Here is a 15949-nt window from a genome sequence, read left to right as displayed (position 1 = left end):
GTTATAGCGGTGATAGGCATTTCACTCCATCGTGTACGGGTAGCCCTTATGACATGACTGCTCGCCCGCTGCTCCTCCTCGACGTGGACGGCCCGCTCAATCCCTTCCGGTCCCCCTTCGCCGGCCTGCGCGGCTACCGGAGTCACCGCATGCGACCGGACGTCTGGCTCGCCTACCGCGATCCGCAGTCCCGCAGCGCCCGCCGCGGCGCACGGGTCCGCCTCCACCCGTCCCACGGCGGCCGGCTGCTGGCCCTGCCCTTCGAACTGACCTGGGCCACGGCCTGGACGCACCAGGCCAACACGCTGATCGCCCCGCACATCGGGCTTCCCGGCGACCTGCCCGTCGTCGAATGGCCGGAACTCTTCGCCAGGGATCCGGACGGCCTGTCCTGGAAGACCCGCCCCCTGGTCGAGTGGGCGGCGGGCCGTCCCTTCGCCTGGATCGACGACATGATCACCCCGCTGGACCGTGAATGGGTCGCCGCCCACCACCCGTCCCCGGCCCTGCTGCTGCACGTGCACCCCCGCCGCGGCCTGCGGGAGCGCGACTTCACCACCCTGTCCCGCTGGGCGGCCGGGCTCAGCCCAGCAGGGCCGTGACCGGATCCGGCGAGGGGCGGCCGGTGGGCCACCAGTCGGCCTCGTCGGGGCGGGACTCGTAGGCGTACCAGAGGGCGTCGCGGCCCAGCCGCAGCTGCCGGGTGCCGGAGGTGAGGCGGTTGCGGTCGGGGCGGAAGGAGCCCCGGCCCGCCGCGAGGAGCGCCGGACGGGCCCGGTCGAAGGGGCCGGCCGGCGGGTCCCAGGGCTCCTCGAGGGCGGCGAGGGCCGCACCGCCGCCCTGCCGCCAGGCCGCGGCGGCCCGGGCGAGGTCGGTGGTGGTGCGGCCGGTCGCGCGGGCCAGGTCGCGGTAGAGGCCACGGGCGGCCCCGGTGAGCCCGGCCGTGGGGTGCGCCGAGGCCAGGCGCACGGCGTCCTGCCACAGGCCCAGCCCGGCGATCGGATCCTCGCCGGTGCCCAGGATGGCGAGGGCGCGGGCGGCGGCGTCGGAGGCGAGCTGGTCCAGCGCGAGCGGATCCGGGCCCGCCGGGTCGGCCGGGTAGGCGGGCGGCAGGCCCGCGACGGCGGGGACGGAGAGCGCGGCGGGCAGCGGCGGCAGGCCGGTACGGGCGAGCGCCGCCCCGGCCGGGACACCGGGGAAGTCCGGGGCCGCGTCGGGCTGTTCCCGCGCGGCGTGCGCGGCGTTGCGCCGGCCCAGCTCCTCGAGGAGTTCCCGCTCGCCCCGACCGCGCAGGAGCAGCAGGACGAAAGGGTCCTCGTCCAGCAGCCGGGCCGCCCGGTAGCAGAGGGCCGCCGCGTGCTTGCAGGGCGGACGCCCGGCGTCCGGGCAGGAGCAGCGGGGGAACAGCTCTCCCGCGCCGGGCAGCACCGCGCCCGCGAGGGACTGCGGGACCTCCTGCTCCAGCAGGTCGGCGAGCGCCGCGGGATCGGCCGCCACCGCCTCCAGCAACGCCTCCCACTCCTCGTCGGAGAGGGCGGGCAGCGCCAGCTCGGTGCGGTAGGGGCGGGGCCGGCTCCCGCGGACGTACGCCACGATCCGGCCCGGGGTGACGGTGACCGCGTCGACGTGGCCCTCCTCCGCGTACGCCCGGCCCCGCGCCAGCCGGGCCGGGTCGTGGGAGACCTCCTCCAGCGCCGACACCCAGGCCCGCCCCCACCAGCTGGCCGCCTCGAGCCCGGGGGGCACGGTCTCGAAGGTGCGGCGGCGGTCGTCCCGCGCGGTGATCACGCGGGCCTCCGCAGGGAGACGAGGTCGGCCAGTTCCCGGTCGGTCAGCTCGGTCAGCGCCGCCTCGCCGGAGCCCAGGACGGCCTCGGCCAGGGCCCGCTTGACCTCCAGCATCTCGGCGATCCGGTCCTCCACGGTGCCCTCGGTGATGATCCGGTGGACCTGCACGGGCTGGGTCTGCCCGATCCGGTAGGCGCGGTCGGTGGCCTGCTCCTCGACGGCCGGGTTCCACCAGCGGTCGAAGTGGATGACGTGGCCGGCCCGGGTGAGGTTCAGCCCGGTGCCCGCCGCCTTCAGGGAGAGCAGGAACACGGGGACCTCGCCCGCCTGGAACCGGTCGACGAGTTCCTCGCGGCGCGGCACCGGCGTCCCGCCGTGCAGCAGTTGGTGGGAGATCCCCCGGGCCTCGAGGTGCCGCTCGATGATCCGGGCCATCGTCACGTACTGGGTGAAGACCAGCACCGATCCGCCCTCGGCCAGGATCGTGTCCAACAGCTCGTCCAGCAGGGCCAGTTTGCCCGAGCGGTGCGGGATCCGGGGCTCCGCCTCCCGCAGGTACTGCGCGGGGTGGTTGCAGATCTGCTTGAGCGAGGCGAGCAGCTTCATGATCATGCCGCGCCGCTCCATGCCCTCGCTCGACTCGATCACGGCCATCGCCTCCTCCACCGCCGCCTGGTACAGCGAGGCCTGCTCACGGGTCAGGGAGACGGGATGGTCGGTCTCCGTCTTCGGCGGCAGTTCGGGGGCGATGCCGGGGTCGGACTTCTTGCGGCGCAGCAGGAAGGGGCGGACGAGCGCCGCGAGCCGGGCCACGGCGGCCTCGTTGCCCCCGTCCTCCTCCTGCTGGTGCTCCACCGGTCGGGCGTGGCGGGCCCGGAAGGCGGTGAGCGGGCCCAGCAGACCGGGCGTGGTCCAGTCGAGCAGGGCCCACAGCTCGGAGAGGTTGTTCTCCACCGGGGTGCCCGTCAGCGCCACGCGGGCCGGCGCCGGGATCGTGCGCAGTGCCCTGGCCGTCGCCGAACGCGGGTTCTTGACGTGCTGGGCCTCATCGGCGACGACCATGCCCCAGCCCTGCTCGGCGAGCAGGGGGGCGGCGGCCCGCATCGTGCCGTACGTGGTGAGGACGAATCCGCCGCCGAGGTCCGCGAGGTTGCGGCTGCCGCCGTGGAAGCGGCGCACGGGCGTGCCGGGGGCGAACCTCTCGATCTCCCGCTGCCAGTTGCCCAGCAGGGACGCGGGGCACACGACCAGCGTCGGCTCGGGGCGGTCGCGGTGCAGGTGCAGCGCGATGAGGGTGACGGTCTTGCCCAGCCCCATGTCGTCGGCGAGGCAGCCGCCGAGGCCGAGGGAGGTCATCAGGTCCAGCCAGGCCAGTCCGCGGGCCTGGTAGTCGCGCAGGGTGGCCTTGAGCGCGGCCGGCTGCGGCAGCGGCGCCAGCTCCCCCGTCAGTCGCTCACGCAGCGCGGCCAGCGCCCCCACGGGCACCGCCTCGACCGGCTCGGCCTCCCCCTCGACCTCGGCCGTCCCGGACAGGACGGCCGCCAGCGCGTCCACCGGGTCCAGCAGGCCGAGATCCCGCTTGCGCGCCTTGCGGACCAGCTCGGGATCCACCCGCACCCACTGGTCGCGCAGCCGCACCACGGGGCGGTGCGCCTGCGCGAGGGCGTCCATCTCGCCCGGGGTGAGGCGGTCGCCGCCCAGCGCCAGTTCCCAGGAGAAGGAGAAGAGGTGCCCGGCGTCGAAGAAGGCCGTGCCGTCGGTGGCGGATCCGGGCGCGGTGGAGCGCACGACGGCGGTCGCGGACAGCGAACGGGCGAGCTCGCGCGGCCAGTGGACCAGGACCCCGGCATCCGCCAGCCGGCTCGCGGCGACGCCCAGCAGGTCTTCGAGCTCCGGATCCGACAGGGCCAGCGCGTCGGGCACCGGCTCGTCGAGCAGGCGCAGCAGGGGCGGCCACACCCGGGCGGCCCGGCGCAACGCCAGCACCGCGTCGATCCGGGCCCGCGGGCCGAAACCGGCGGCGGCCGTCCCCGCCCACAGGTCGGTGGCGTCGGTGACCAGGGTCGGGTCGGCGAGGCTGTGCACCTGCACCACGGCGGCCCCGGCGCGCCGCACGTCCTCGCCCTCGGCCTCGTCGAAGAGGCGGAAGGAGGACAGGTCCAGTCGCAGCGATATCCCGACGCCGGCGTCGGCTCCGGCGGCGACCTGCGCGGCCCACTCCCGCATCCGCGGCACGTGCTGCGGCTCCCGGGCGGCGAACGGCCGGCCGCCGGCCACGGCGGCGGCCGGGGTACGGGGCAGGCTGTCGGCGACCGCGTCGAGGAAGGCACGGACCAGCGCTTCCGGTTCGGGCAGGGACAGCGGGCGCCGCCCGGCCAGGGGCGTGGCGTACCCCTCGTACGGCAGGGCGGCCGCGATCGCGCGCAGGTGGCCGACGTCATCGGCGTCGAGCGGTCCCGCCCGCCAGGCGTCGAAGCCCTCGGGGGTGAGCCCGGGCAGCAGCCGGCCGCGGGCGACCAGGGTGAGCGCCTGCGTGGCGGCCGCGCCCCAGACGCGGGTGGCGGGGTGGGCGGCGGGGCTGCGGGGCGCCTGGGCGAGCAGGGGCAGGGCGGCGTCGACGGGGAGGGCCACGGCGGGCACGCTCCGGCTGCGGAGCGCGTCCCCGTGCGGACGGACCACGGTGAGCGTCGTCCCCGCACCCGCCTCGGGCAGCGGCTCCCCCTCGGGCGCCCAGAACACGACGCGGCCCTCGCGGGGAACCGCCGCGGGCACGAACACGGCCGCGTGGCGCAGCAGGGCGTGTGACGGGTGCGGTGCGTGTGGTGCGTGTGTCATGGCCTGGCCCCCTCCCCCGCTCGGTCCGCTCGCTGCGGATGTCCTGCCCACCGAGTCTAGGCGCGGCCACTGACAACGGCTCTGACCAGGGCGTACGGGCTCAGCGTGCCCAGCGGCCCTGCTCCGCCGCGTACCCGTACACCGGACGGCCCGTCGCCGCGCTGGTGCGCAACGGTCGGCCGTCGTCGTCGATGCGCAGCGTGCCGGAACCGGACGGGGCGGCCCAGCGCAGGTCCAGCGACCAGTCGCAGTCGCACCCGGTGGTGGCCGCCTCCACCCGCAGGACGACCGGCTCCGACGCCGACACCCGCATCGGGAAGGCGGGGGCCGGGACGACCCGCACGGCTTCGCCCCCGCTGTCGTTGCCGGCCACGGGACGGAGGACCGGGCGCGGCGCGTCCAGGTTCACCGCGAAGGCGGCCGGGGTGAGCGCACCGCCGCAGCCCTGGGACATCTGGTAGACGTTCCAGGCCGGCGGAGTGCGCCGGGCGGCCACCCGCACCTGAAGGTCCTCCAGGACCACGCTGCCGGGCCCGGTGCCGTGCAGGGTGATCTCCACGATCTGCGTTCCGGCGTGCACCGCACGCTGCGCCGCGGCCCAGGCGGGCGCGTCGGCCTCCACGGGCGGCGGGGGCACGCTCCCGGGGCCGGCCTCGGCCAGGTAGGCGTGATCGCAGCGGAAGGCCCACACGTGCGACCGCACCGCCGCCCGGAGCGGAAGCACCGCCGGCGCCGGCGCCCGGGTGCGCGGGGGCTCGGGGGCGGGGACGGACGCCGGCGCCGAGGTCGCGGTGGGCAAGGGCGTCGGCGGCGTTGACGACGGACCGTCGGACCATCCCGGGGCACCGCTCCCCCCGCTCCCGGGCCCCGCAGTCCCCGACCCCGCACCCACCGGCCCCTGTCCGGTGCCCGGCGCCGCCCCGCGGTCCGGCAGCGAGGCCGCGAGCACCGCCGCGGCCACCGCCCCCGCCGTCAGCCCGGCGGCGACCACGGCCGCCGCCCGCCGCCGGTACCGGGGAGCCCGCCCGGCACCCGGCTCGGGCTCCGGCACCTCCCCCGTCCCTGCCCCCGGTTCCGCCGGCGGCCCCGACTCCGGCTCGGGCCCCGCCGCCCCGGCCGGCTCGCGCCTGCGGGCGTCCGCGAGGAGCCAGGCGCGGTGCAGGTCCACCGCTTCCGCCCGCGTGGCCCCGCAGGCCCGTGCGAAGCGGTCCACCGCCGCGAACTCCGCCGGTACGGCGTCCCCGTGGCAGTAGCGGTGCAGGGTCGACGTACTCGTGTGCAGCCCGCGCGCCAGCGCCCCGTAACTGAGCCCCGCGCGTTCCTTCAGTTCCCGCATCAGCCGCGCGAAGGTCTCCGCCTCGCCCGACCGTTCCCCCTCGCCCACGGCGTTCCCCCGTCCCGCGTCCGCGTTCCATGCCGGGGATGCTCCCCCAGGTGACATCACGTACGGCCGTTCCAGTGTCCCGAACCTGCCGCAATCCGTCGCCCGACACCCCGCGACCGGGCAAGGCTGGTGACACACGGCGCGGACCGACCACGTACCGCGCCGCACCTCCAGAGGAAACGGGGAGAACCGCCCATGTCCCGACGCGCCACCAGCCGCACGATCACCCGAACGGCCACCCGTACCGCGTTCGCGGCCCTCGCCGCGGCCGCCGCGCTGGCCCTGGCCACCACGACCGCCGCCACCGCCACCACGAGCAGCGCCACCACCGCGGGCGCCGCCGCGCCGGGCTTCCTCAGCGGCGCCGACCTGCCGCCGCACCCCACCTCGCCCTGGTACGCCGGCCAGATCACCCCGGGGCTTCCCGAATCCGCCCCGTTCTGCCTGGAGGGTGTGCTTCCGGCGCGGGGCAGCTGGCACCGCGCCTTCGGCACCGAGTACGACACCGGCGCCGTGCAGGTCTCCGTACGGGCTTCCTCCGCCACGGCTGCCGCGCAGCTGGCCACCGCCCTGGAACGGCAGGTCGCGGCCTGCGCCGCCGACTGGCTCCGGGCCACCCCGGGCGGCACCGCCTCCTGGCAGGACCACGGCAGGCTCCCCGTCGAGGAGGGGGCACATGTGTACGGGGTGCACACCTCGGTCCCCGATTCCGAGCCGGGGGTGCACCTGTACGGCATCGGACGGGACGGCGCGACGGTGACCGTCGTGCAGTGGGGCCGGATGGGCGACCTATCCCAGGCCCCCGTCGCCGACTTCAAGAAGACGACCACCCGAGCGGTACACCGGCTGGTCCCGTAGCCGCCGGCCTGCCGACCCGCCCGCCCGCCTTCGCACCGCCCGCCTGAGTGGCACCATGGACGGGAGGCGATGTCCATGCGTTCCGGGAATGAGCCGGCGACCGCCCGTAGTGCGCTGCGGCTGCGGTTCTGGCTGAGTCTGTGGGGGCTGGTCTGGGCCGCCGCCGGGACGGCCGCCTTCTCGCTGGCGGGCCGTGCGGGATGGGCGGCGGCCTGCGGTGCGGTGGCGCTGCTCGCGGCCGTGGACCTTGCCGTGGTCGTCCACCACGTCCACCAGGGACCGCACTACCAGCCGGGCCCCGACATCCCGCCGTACGAGCCCCCGCGGCACGGGCGGTGACGGGCACGGGCGGGTGCCCACGGCACGGGCGGGAACGGGCTGCCGCCACCGGTCGAAGCGGGCGGCTCCGCTACCGGTCGAAGCGGGCGGCTTCCAGGTACTCCGGCTGCGGGTCCAGGGCCGCGGCCAGCCGGAAGTGCTTGCGCGCCTGCTCGGGCCGCCCCGCGCGCTGATGGGTGCGGGCCAGCGCGAAGTGGGCGAAGGCGTTGTCCGGCTCCCGCTCCAGCACCAGCTCGAACTCGAGCTGCGCGGGACGCAGTTGCGCCGCCGCGAAGAACGCCCGAGCGCGCAGCAGCCGGGCCGCCGTGTTCTCGGGGTGGGCGGCTATGACCGAGTCGAGCAGCTTCACCGCGCCCCGCGGGTCGCGGGCGGCGAGCAGCTGCTCGGCGGCCCGGTAGTCGATGACGTGCGTCTCCGGGCTCGCCGGCGGGGGTGACGACGAAGACGAGGACTGCGGCGTGGTGTCGGACACGATCGGTTCCTTCCCTCTACGGGCGCGTTCAACGCCCCGCCCCGGACCCGCTATTCCGTCGGCCGCGCAGGCACCTCCAGCCCTGCGGACACCTCCGGCCCCGCAGGCTCCCTAGGCCCCGAAGGCACCTCCGGCCGCTGCGCACGCGCCGTGAGCTCCGCCCACACCTTGCGCACCTGCGGTTCCAGCGCCTCCAGCGGCCCGTCGTTGTCGATCACCAGGTTCGCCACCGCGAGCCGCTGCTCACGGGTGGCCTGCGCGGCCATCCTGGCCCGCGCCTCTTCCTCGCTCATCCCGCGCAGTGCGGTCAGCCGGGCCAGCTGCGTCCGCGGCGCCGCGTCCACCACGACCACCAGGTCGTACAGCGGTGCGAGGCCGTTCTCCGCGAGCAGCGGTACGTCGTGCACCACGATCGCGTCGGCCCCCGCGGCGGCCTCCAGCTCCGCCGACCGGGCCCCGACCAGAGGGTGCACGATCGCGTTCAGGGTCTGGAGCTTCGCCGGGTCGGCGAACACCACGGAGCCCAGCTTCGGCCGGTCGAGCGTTCCCTCCGGGGTCAGCACCGCCGCCCCGAAGGCGGCCACGACGGCCGCGAGCCCCGGGGTGCCGGGTTCGACGACCTCCCGGGCGATCCGGTCGGCATCCACCACGACCGCCCCGTACCCCGCCAGGAGCCGTGACACCTCGCTCTTGCCGGCACCGATCCCGCCCGTCAATCCGACCTTCAGCATGTGCCTCAGCCTAGACGCCCGCCCCGGCGTCCCCACAGCCCCGGGGGGTCAGTTCTCTCCCTCGCGTTCCGCGAGGAACCGCTCGAACTCGCGCCCGATCTCGTCCGCCGAGGGGATCTCGGCCGGTTCGGCGATCATGTTTCCCCGGGTCTCCGCGCCCGCGGCCGCGTCGTACTGGTGCTCCAGCCCCTGGATGAGGCTCACCAGCTCCTCGTCGCCCTCGCGGATCTGCCGGTCGATCTCCGTCTGGGTGCGGTGCGCCTCGGTCCGCAGGGCGTGCGCCACCGCGGGCAGGACCAGCCCGGTGGCCGCCGTGATCGCCTCGAGCACCGTCAGCGCGGCGTCCGGGTAGGGGGAGCGGGCGATGTAGTGCGGTACGTGCGCGGCGACACCCAGCACGTCGTGCCCGGCCTGGGCCAGGCGGAACTCCACCAGCGACTCCGCGCTGCCCGGCACCTGCGCCTCGTCGAAGGGGCTGCGGTGGCCCGGCATGAGGTCGGTGCGGTTGCCGTGCGGGGTGATGCCGACGGGCCGGGTGTGGGGGACGCCCATGGGAATGCCGTGGAAGTTGACCGAGAGCCGCACGCCGAGGCGTTCGACGATCTGCCGGACGGCCACGGTGAAGCGCTCCCACTCGACGTCCGGCTCGGGGCCGGACAGCAGCAGGAAGGGGGCGCCGGTGGCGTCCTGGACCAACCGGACCTCCAGGCGGGGCTCCTCGAACTCCGTCCAGTGGTCGCGCTGGAAGGTCAGCAGCGGGCGCCGGGCCCGGTAGTCCACCAGCCGGTCGGTGTCGAAGCGGGCCACCACCTGGTGGGGCAGGGTCTCCAGGAGGCGCTCGACGATCTGCTCGCCGGCCTCGCCCGCGTCGATGTACCCCTCGAAGTGGTACAGCATCACCAGTCCGGCCGAGTCCTGGGCGAGCGCCAGGTCGGCCACCGCCAGGCCCTTGGCGTCCCACTCGTACAGGCCCTGTGGATCGAGCACCGTCACCACTCCTCCCTCGTCGCGTTCTCTGCAAGAACGTCCAAGGGGGCTGCGTCATTCCCCAGTTGACGGCTTTCACGGGAACGCAACGTTTCCGAAGGCGATGGCCGACCGACGCGAAGAGGCCCGCCCCCCGGAGGGGACGGGCCTCGTCGTTCAGTTCAACCAGCTCGGCTCACGCCCGGAGGCGTGGTGCGCGCTGCGATCAGCTCTGGCCGCCGGCCAGCTTCTCGCGGAGCGCGGCCAGGGCCTCGTCCGAGGCCAGGGCGCCGGAGGTCTCGTCCGACTCCGAGGAGTACGAACCGCCCGAGATGCCCGCACCGGCGTTGCCACCGGCGGCCGGGGCGGCAGCACCCTCGGCAGCGGCGGCCTCGTCGGCCTCGCGGCTCTTGATGACCTGGGCCTGGTGCTGCTCGAAGCGCTGCTGCGCCTCGGCGTACTGGGTCTCCCAGGCCTCGCGCTGCTTGTCGAAGCCCTCGAGCCAGTCGTTGGTCTCGGGGTCGAAGCCCTCGGGGTAGATGTAGTTGCCCTGGTCGTCGTACGACGCGGCCATGCCGTACAGGGTCGGGTCGAACTCGACCGACGCCGGGTCGGTGCCGAAGGACTCGTTGGCCTGCTTCAGGGACAGCGAGATCCGGCGACGCTCGAGGTCGATGTCGATGACCTTGACGAAGATCTCGTCGTTGACCTGGACGACCTGCTCCGGGATCTCCACGTGGCGCTCGGCCAGCTCGGAGATGTGGACCAGACCCTCGATGCCCTCGTCCACGCGGACGAACGCACCGAACGGAACCAGCTTGGTGACCTTACCCGGGACGACCTGGCCGATCTGGTGGGTCCGGGCGAACTGCTGCCACGGGTCCTCCTGCGTCGCCTTCAGCGACAGGGAGACACGCTCGCGGTCCATGTCCACGTCGAGGACCTCGACGGTGACCTCCTGGCCGACCTCGACAACCTCGGACGGGTGGTCGATGTGCTTCCAGGACAGCTCGGAGACGTGGACGAGACCGTCGACGCCGCCCAGGTCCACGAACGCACCGAAGTTGACGATCGAGGAGACGACGCCGGAGCGGACCTGACCCTTCTGCAGGGTGGTGAGGAACGTCTGGCGAACCTCGGACTGGGTCTGCTCGAGCCAGGCGCGGCGGGACAGGACCACGTTGTTGCGGTTCTTGTCCAGCTCGATGATCTTGGCCTCGAGCTCCTTGCCCACGTAGGGCTGGAGGTCGCGGACGCGACGCATCTCGACGAGAGAGGCCGGCAGGAAGCCGCGGAGGCCGATGTCGAGGATGAGACCACCCTTGACGACCTCGATGACGGTACCGGTGACGATGCCGTCCTCTTCCTTGATCTTCTCGATGGTGCCCCAGGCACGCTCGTACTGAGCGCGCTTCTTCGAGAGGATCAGGCGGCCTTCCTTGTCCTCCTTCTGGAGAACCAGGGCCTCGATCTCGTCGCCGACCTTGACGACCTCGTTCGGGTCGACGTCGTGCTTGATCGAGAGCTCGCGGCTCGGGATGACACCTTCGGTCTTGTAACCGATGTCGAGGAGAACCTCGTCCCGGTCAACCTTGACGATGACGCCGTCGACGATGTCACCATCGTTGAAGTACTTGATCGTCTCGTCGATCGCCGCGAGGAACGCGTCCGCGTCGCCGATGTCGTTGACCGCAACCTGCGGAGTGGTGGCGGTGGTCTCGGTGCTGCTCGTCATGTGGGAAAGGGCTCCGGTTACGGACAGAAAGTCGTAGGTACTGCTACGCCGGGAGCCCTTATCGGCATCCACCGAAGCCGGACAGCCAAGGAGTCCCCAGTTCCGCTAAGAGCGGCGGGGCCTCGAGAACCGAGGGGACATCAACAGATGCAAGCGCAGCCTGCTAGGTCTGAGGAGCACAGGCTCGCAGCGCAACTTGTAGCATACGGGGGCAGCCGGACAGGGTCAATGCGCGAAGGCGGACACCCCCGGCGGATCGCCGCACAACCGGCACAATTCGTGGGCGGGAAGGCGTCGATGACGCTTTCCCGTCACTTTCCGCGGCGAGCCACGGACGGCCGCACACGGCCGCGGACACCCCGGGAACGCCCACAAGCGTCCTCGGACGCCCCCAGACATTCGCAGACTACGACGACGGGCCCCATGAACCAAGAGGACCACCTCCGCGAAGACGCCCACCGCGCCGATCCGCACACCGGCGACGCCTCCGGTGACGGCCCCGGCGACGCCGAGGCCACCCGGCGGCAGGCGGGGGAGGCGGAGAGCAGCCGGGCCAGCCGCGGCTGGTGGGACCGCAACGCCGACGAGTACCAGAGCGAGCACGGCGCCTTCCTCGGGGACGACCGCTTCGTCTGGGGTCCCGAGGGGCTCGACGAGGCGGACGCGGCGCTCCTCGGCCCGGCCTCCTCCCTCCGGGGCAAGGACGTCCTGGAGATCGGCGCCGGCGCCGCGCAGTGCTCGCGCTGGCTCGCCGCCCAGGGCGCCCGGCCGGTCGCGCTGGACCTCTCCCACCGCCAGCTCCAGCACGCGCTGCGCATCGACGGCGGCGACCTGCGGGCGGTCCGCCTGGTGGAGGCCGACGCCGGCCGGCTGCCGTTCCGCGACGGCTCCTTCGACCTGGCGTGCTCGGCGTACGGCGCCGTCCCCTTCGTCGCCGACCCGGTGAACGTGATGCGCGAGGTGCACCGCGTCCTGCGCCCCGGCGGCCGCTGGGTCTTCTCCGTCACCCACCCCGTCCGCTGGGCCTTCCCCGACGAGCCGGGCCCCGCGGGGCTGTCCGTCGCCGCCTCCTACTTCGACCGCACCCCGTACGTGGAGCAGGACGAGCACGGCGGCGCCGTGTACGTGGAGCACCACCGCACCATCGGCGACCGGGTCCGCGACGTGGTGGCGGGCGGCTTCCGGCTGCTCGACCTGGTCGAACCGGAGTGGCCGGAGTGGAACAGCCAGGAGTGGGGCGGATGGTCCCCGCTGCGCGGGCACCTGATCCCCGGTACGGCGATCTTCGTGTGCGAGAGGGACTGATTCCTTGATCCGCCACTCCGCCCTCGACGCCCTGCCCGTACGGGAGGCCCTGCCCGCGCTCGTCTCGGCGCTGGAGGGCCACGGAGCCGCCGTGCTCTGCGCCCCGCCGGGCACCGGCAAGACCACGCTGGTGCCGCTGGTGCTGGCGGGGCTGGTGGGTGACGGGCCCGGGCGGCGGGTCGTGGTCGCCGAACCGCGCCGGATCGCCGCCCGTGCCGCCGCGCGGCGGATGGCGTGGCTGCTGGGCGAGCCGGTGGGCGGCTCGGTGGGCTTCACGGTGCGCGGCGAGCGGGTGGTGGGCCCCTCCACGGTGGTGGAGGTGGTCACGACCGGGGTGCTGCTGCAGCGGCTCCAGCGGGACCAGGAGCTGCCCGGCGTGGACGTGGTGGTCCTGGACGAGTGCCACGAGCGGCACCTGGACGCCGACACCGTCGCCGCCTTCCTGCTGGACGTACGGCAGACCCTGCGCCCGGAGCTCGGGCTGGTGGCGGCTTCGGCGACGACCGACGCGGCGGGCTGGGCCGGCCTGCTGGGCGGCGCGCCGGTGGTGGAGGCCGCCGGGGTCTCCCACCCGGTGGAGACGGTGTGGGCCCCGCCGGCCCGCCCGGTACGGCCCCCGCACGGCATGCGGGTGGATCCGGCGCAGCTGGCGCATGTGGCCTCGGTGGTGCGGAGGGCGCTGGCGGAACGTTCCGGCGACGTCCTGTGCTTCCTGCCGGGCGTCGGGGAGATCGCCCGGGTGGCCGGGCAGCTGGGCGGGGTGGACGCGGAGGTCCTCCAGGTCCACGGCCGGGCGCCGGCCGCGGTGCAGGACGCGGCCCTGACGGCGTCGGACCACCGCCGGGTGATCCTCGCGACGGCGGTCGCGGAGTCCAGCCTGACCGTGCCCGGGGTACGCGTGGTGGTGGACTCGGGACTGGCCCGCGAACCCCGCGTGGACCACGCGCGCGGGCTGGGCGCGCTGGCGACCGTACGGGCCTCGCGTGCGGCCGGGCGTCAGCGGGCGGGCCGGGCCGGGCGGGAGGCGCCGGGCGCGGTGTACCGCTGCTGGACCGAGGCGGAGGACGGCCGCCTGCCGGCCTTCCCGGCGCCGGAGATCCGCATCGCGGACCTGGCGCAGTTCGCGCTGCAGGCCGCGTGCTGGGGCGATCCGGACGCCGCCGGGCTGGCGCTGCTGGACGCACCGCCGGCCGGGGCGATGGCCGCGGCGCGGGAGGTGCTGGTGGCGGTCGGCGCGGTGGACGCGGCGGGGCGGCCGACGCCGCGCGGGCTGCGGATGGCCCGGCTGGGCCTGCACCCGCGGCTGGCCCGGGCCCTGCTCGACGGGGCGTCGGTGCTGGGGGCGCGGCGGGCGGCGGAGGTGGTGGCGCTGCTGAGCGAGGAGCCGCCGCGGGAGTACGGGGACGACCTGGCCGCGGCGTGGCGTTCGGCCCGTCACGGAGGCGACGCCTACGCGGCGCGCTGGCGCGCCGAGGTCCGGCGGCTGGAACGAGCCGCGCAGTCCCCTGCGGGGCGCTCCCCCACTCCGCCCCTTCCCGGAACCGGGGCCGGGGCCGGGGCCGGGGCCGGGGGTGGGGCCGGGGGCGGGGGCGATGATCGTGCCGCCGGGCTCGTCGCCGCGCTCGCGTTTCCCGAGCGGGTGGCCAAGGGCAAGGCGGAGCAGTCCTTCCTCATGGCCAACGGCACCGCGGCCGAACTCGGCGAGGGCTCGGGACTGCGCAGCGCGCCCTGGCTGGCGGTCGCCGTCGCCGACCGGGCCCCGCACTCCGCCTCCGCGCGGGTCCGGCTGGCCGCCGTCATCGACGAGCACACCGCGCGGGAGGCCGCCGCGCACCTGCGCACGGACACCGAGGAGGTGCACTGGGAGGAGGGGGAGCTCATCGCCCGTGCGGTGCAGCGGCTCGGGGCGATCGAGTTGGCCGTCCGGCCCCTGCGCACCCCCGAGCCGGCCCTGGTGCGCACCGCGCTGCTCGACGGGTTGCGCGAGGAGGGCCTCGGCCTGCTGCGCTGGTCCCCGGACGCCGCGCAGCTGCGGGCCCGGCTGGCGTTCCTGCACCGGACGCTCGGTGGCGCCTGGCCCGCCGTGGCGGACGACGGCGCCCTGCTGGACCGCGCCGACGACTGGCTGGAGCCCGAGCTGTCGCGGGCCCGGCGCCGGGCGGACCTCGCACGGCTCGACGCGGGCCAGGCCCTGCGCCGGCTGCTGCCCTGGGCCACGGGCGAGGCGGCCCGGCTGGACGAGCTGGCCCCGGAACGGCTGGAGGTGCCTTCCGGGTCCCGCATCCGGATCGACTACTCCGCGGAGCACGGACAGCCGGTGCTCGCCGTCAAACTCCAGGAGCTGTTCGGGCTGGCCGAGACCCCCCGGGTCGCGGGGGTGCCCGTACTCGTCCACCTGCTGTCGCCCGCCGGCCGACCTGCCGCCGTCACGGCCGACCTCGCCTCCTTCTGGCAGGACGGCTACCGGGCCGTCCGCGCCGAGCTGCGCGGCCGCTACCCCCGCCACCCCTGGCCGGAGGACCCCTCCACCGCCGCGCCCACCCGCCACACCAGCGCCCGGCTCAGGCGCTGAGCTCCTCCCTCGGGGCGCGCCGGCCCCTGGCCTCCAGCCACAGCGCGAGCCCGAGGAGCAGCAGGGCGCAGGCCGCCAGGCCGGTCGGGGCGTAGGTGTGCAGGGCGAGGACCTTCGTGCGATTGGCGGCGACCAGGTCGAGGGTGTGGCGGGCGTAGTCCTCGCGCATCTTCACATGCCCGGCGAAGGCGGTGAGCTTGCCCTCGGGCCCGCTCGCCGCGATCCCGCCGCGCATCTCCTGCCTGATCTCCTGCTCGGCGTTGACGGGCGCCCCGGTGACCGGGTCCACCCAGAACATCGCCTTGGTCGTGTACCAGAGGGTGGTGCCGGTGGCCGCCTCGATGGTCGCCGGGTCGATGCCCTCGACGGGCATCTTCTTCGGCATGGGGACCTTGGTCCACGGGACGGTCTGCTCGAAGTAGTAGACGTCCATGCCGCGGTACCGGCGCGGGCCGACGTAGTGGATCGGCGAGGCGGTGCGGGTCTGCGCGTCGAAGTACAGGTAGTCGCGCGGCTCGGTGAAGAACGGCCACTTGAACTCGATGCCCTCGCGCCTGACCGGGTCGCCGTCGACCATCTCGCCCGTGGCGTGCACCGGGTCCTGGGTGTGGGCGTCGAAGATGTAGCGCTCGGGGATCTGGGAGACCGTCTTGCCCTCCGGGTCCATGATGTGCGTGAGCGTGTCCCAGACGACGACGTCCTTGCCGGCACTGGCTTCTATCTCCCTGGACGCCTCGACGTTGCCCTTGAGCGTCTGGACGATGGTGACCTTGTCGATCTTCTTCGGCTGCATGCCGCCCAGGTAGTCGAGGAGGGTCGCGTCCTTCGCCTCCAGGACCATCTCCTGGTACTGGTTCGGCGGGATCTTGGCGAGCCGCGGGTACGCGTACCAGCGCAGCAGCGGTGAGAGCGCCGCGCAGAACACGGCGAGGGCCAGCAGGACGAGGCTCGCTCTGCGTCGCACG

Annotated in this window: 13 protein-coding genes; 5 read left to right on the top strand and 8 right to left on the bottom strand. The window is 74.8% G+C overall.

Going from position 1 to position 15949, the window contains the following annotated elements; translation table 11 throughout:
- The first annotated feature begins 53 nt into the window (after positions 1-53).
- Positions 54-602: an HAD domain-containing protein gene (locus AC07FY_RS03585; protein WP_478999691.1), complete on the top strand. Its 549-nt coding sequence runs from the start codon at positions 54-56 to the stop codon at positions 600-602.
- Here the strand turns inward: AC07FY_RS03585 and AC07FY_RS03580 are convergent.
- The 3 genes from AC07FY_RS03580 to AC07FY_RS03570 form a co-directional block, all read right to left on the bottom strand.
- Positions 583-1788, bottom strand: coding sequence for an SWIM zinc finger family protein (locus AC07FY_RS03580; protein ID WP_478999689.1), 1206 nt, complete (start codon positions 1786-1788; stop codon positions 583-585). The two genes, AC07FY_RS03585 and AC07FY_RS03580, sit on opposite strands and share 20 nt — an antisense overlap.
- Positions 1785-4622, bottom strand: a complete 2838-nt coding sequence (locus AC07FY_RS03575) for a DEAD/DEAH box helicase (RefSeq protein ID WP_478999687.1) — start codon at positions 4620-4622, stop codon at positions 1785-1787. Before AC07FY_RS03575 ends, AC07FY_RS03580 begins: the two co-directional genes overlap by 4 nt.
- 100 nt (positions 4623-4722) lie before the next feature.
- Positions 4723-6006: a helix-turn-helix domain-containing protein gene (locus AC07FY_RS03570; protein WP_478999685.1), complete on the bottom strand. Its 1284-nt coding sequence runs from the start codon at positions 6004-6006 to the stop codon at positions 4723-4725.
- Between the two features lie 195 nt (positions 6007-6201).
- Here AC07FY_RS03570 and AC07FY_RS03565 point away from each other — a divergent pair, with 195 nt between their 5' ends.
- Both AC07FY_RS03565 and AC07FY_RS03560 read left to right on the top strand, forming a co-directional pair.
- Positions 6202-6864: a hypothetical protein gene (locus tag AC07FY_RS03565; protein ID WP_478999683.1), complete on the top strand. Its 663-nt coding sequence runs from the start codon at positions 6202-6204 to the stop codon at positions 6862-6864.
- Positions 6865-6939: 75 nt separating this feature from the next.
- Entirely contained in the window at positions 6940-7203 is a 264-nt protein-coding gene (locus AC07FY_RS03560; protein WP_478999681.1) for a DUF6343 family protein, read from the top strand.
- Between the two features lie 70 nt (positions 7204-7273).
- On the opposite strand, the gene AC07FY_RS03555 is transcribed toward AC07FY_RS03560, so the two are convergent.
- The 4 genes from AC07FY_RS03555 to rpsA form a co-directional block, all read right to left on the bottom strand.
- Positions 7274-7675 (bottom strand): tetratricopeptide repeat protein, encoded by a 402-nt coding sequence (locus tag AC07FY_RS03555; RefSeq protein WP_478999679.1) that lies wholly within the window; start codon positions 7673-7675, stop codon positions 7274-7276.
- 50 nt (positions 7676-7725) lie between these two features.
- Positions 7726-8406, bottom strand: a complete 681-nt coding sequence (gene coaE, locus AC07FY_RS03550; protein WP_478999677.1) for a dephospho-CoA kinase — start codon at positions 8404-8406, stop codon at positions 7726-7728.
- Between the two features lie 48 nt (positions 8407-8454).
- Complete coding sequence (locus tag AC07FY_RS03545; protein ID WP_478999675.1) at positions 8455-9393, bottom strand: PAC2 family protein; 939 nt, start codon at positions 9391-9393, stop codon at positions 8455-8457.
- 205 nt (positions 9394-9598) lie between these two features.
- The gene (gene rpsA, locus AC07FY_RS03540; RefSeq protein ID WP_478999673.1) at positions 9599-11107 is read right to left on the bottom strand and encodes a 30S ribosomal protein S1; all 1509 of its coding nucleotides are present in this window, start codon (positions 11105-11107) and stop codon (positions 9599-9601) included.
- Between the two features lie 423 nt (positions 11108-11530).
- On the opposite strand from rpsA, the gene AC07FY_RS03535 reads away from it, so the two are divergent.
- Entirely contained in the window at positions 11531-12412 is an 882-nt protein-coding gene (locus AC07FY_RS03535) for a class I SAM-dependent methyltransferase (protein WP_478999671.1), read from the top strand.
- Between the two features lie 4 nt (positions 12413-12416).
- Positions 12417-14984, top strand: a complete 2568-nt coding sequence (gene hrpB / locus AC07FY_RS03530) for an ATP-dependent helicase HrpB (protein ID WP_478999669.1) — start codon at positions 12417-12419, stop codon at positions 14982-14984.
- Here hrpB and pgfA read toward each other — a convergent pair.
- A complete protein-coding gene (pgfA, locus tag AC07FY_RS03525) occupies positions 14974-15948 on the bottom strand; it encodes a cell envelope lipid trafficking protein PgfA (RefSeq protein ID WP_478999667.1) in 975 nt (324 codons plus the stop codon). The two genes, hrpB and pgfA, sit on opposite strands and share 11 nt — an antisense overlap.
- Between the last annotated feature and the right edge of the window lies 1 nt (position 15949).

The sequence above is a fragment of the Streptomyces sp. NPDC045967 genome (assembly GCF_056430495.1).
This window is presented reverse-complemented; position numbering and strand designations above follow the sequence as displayed.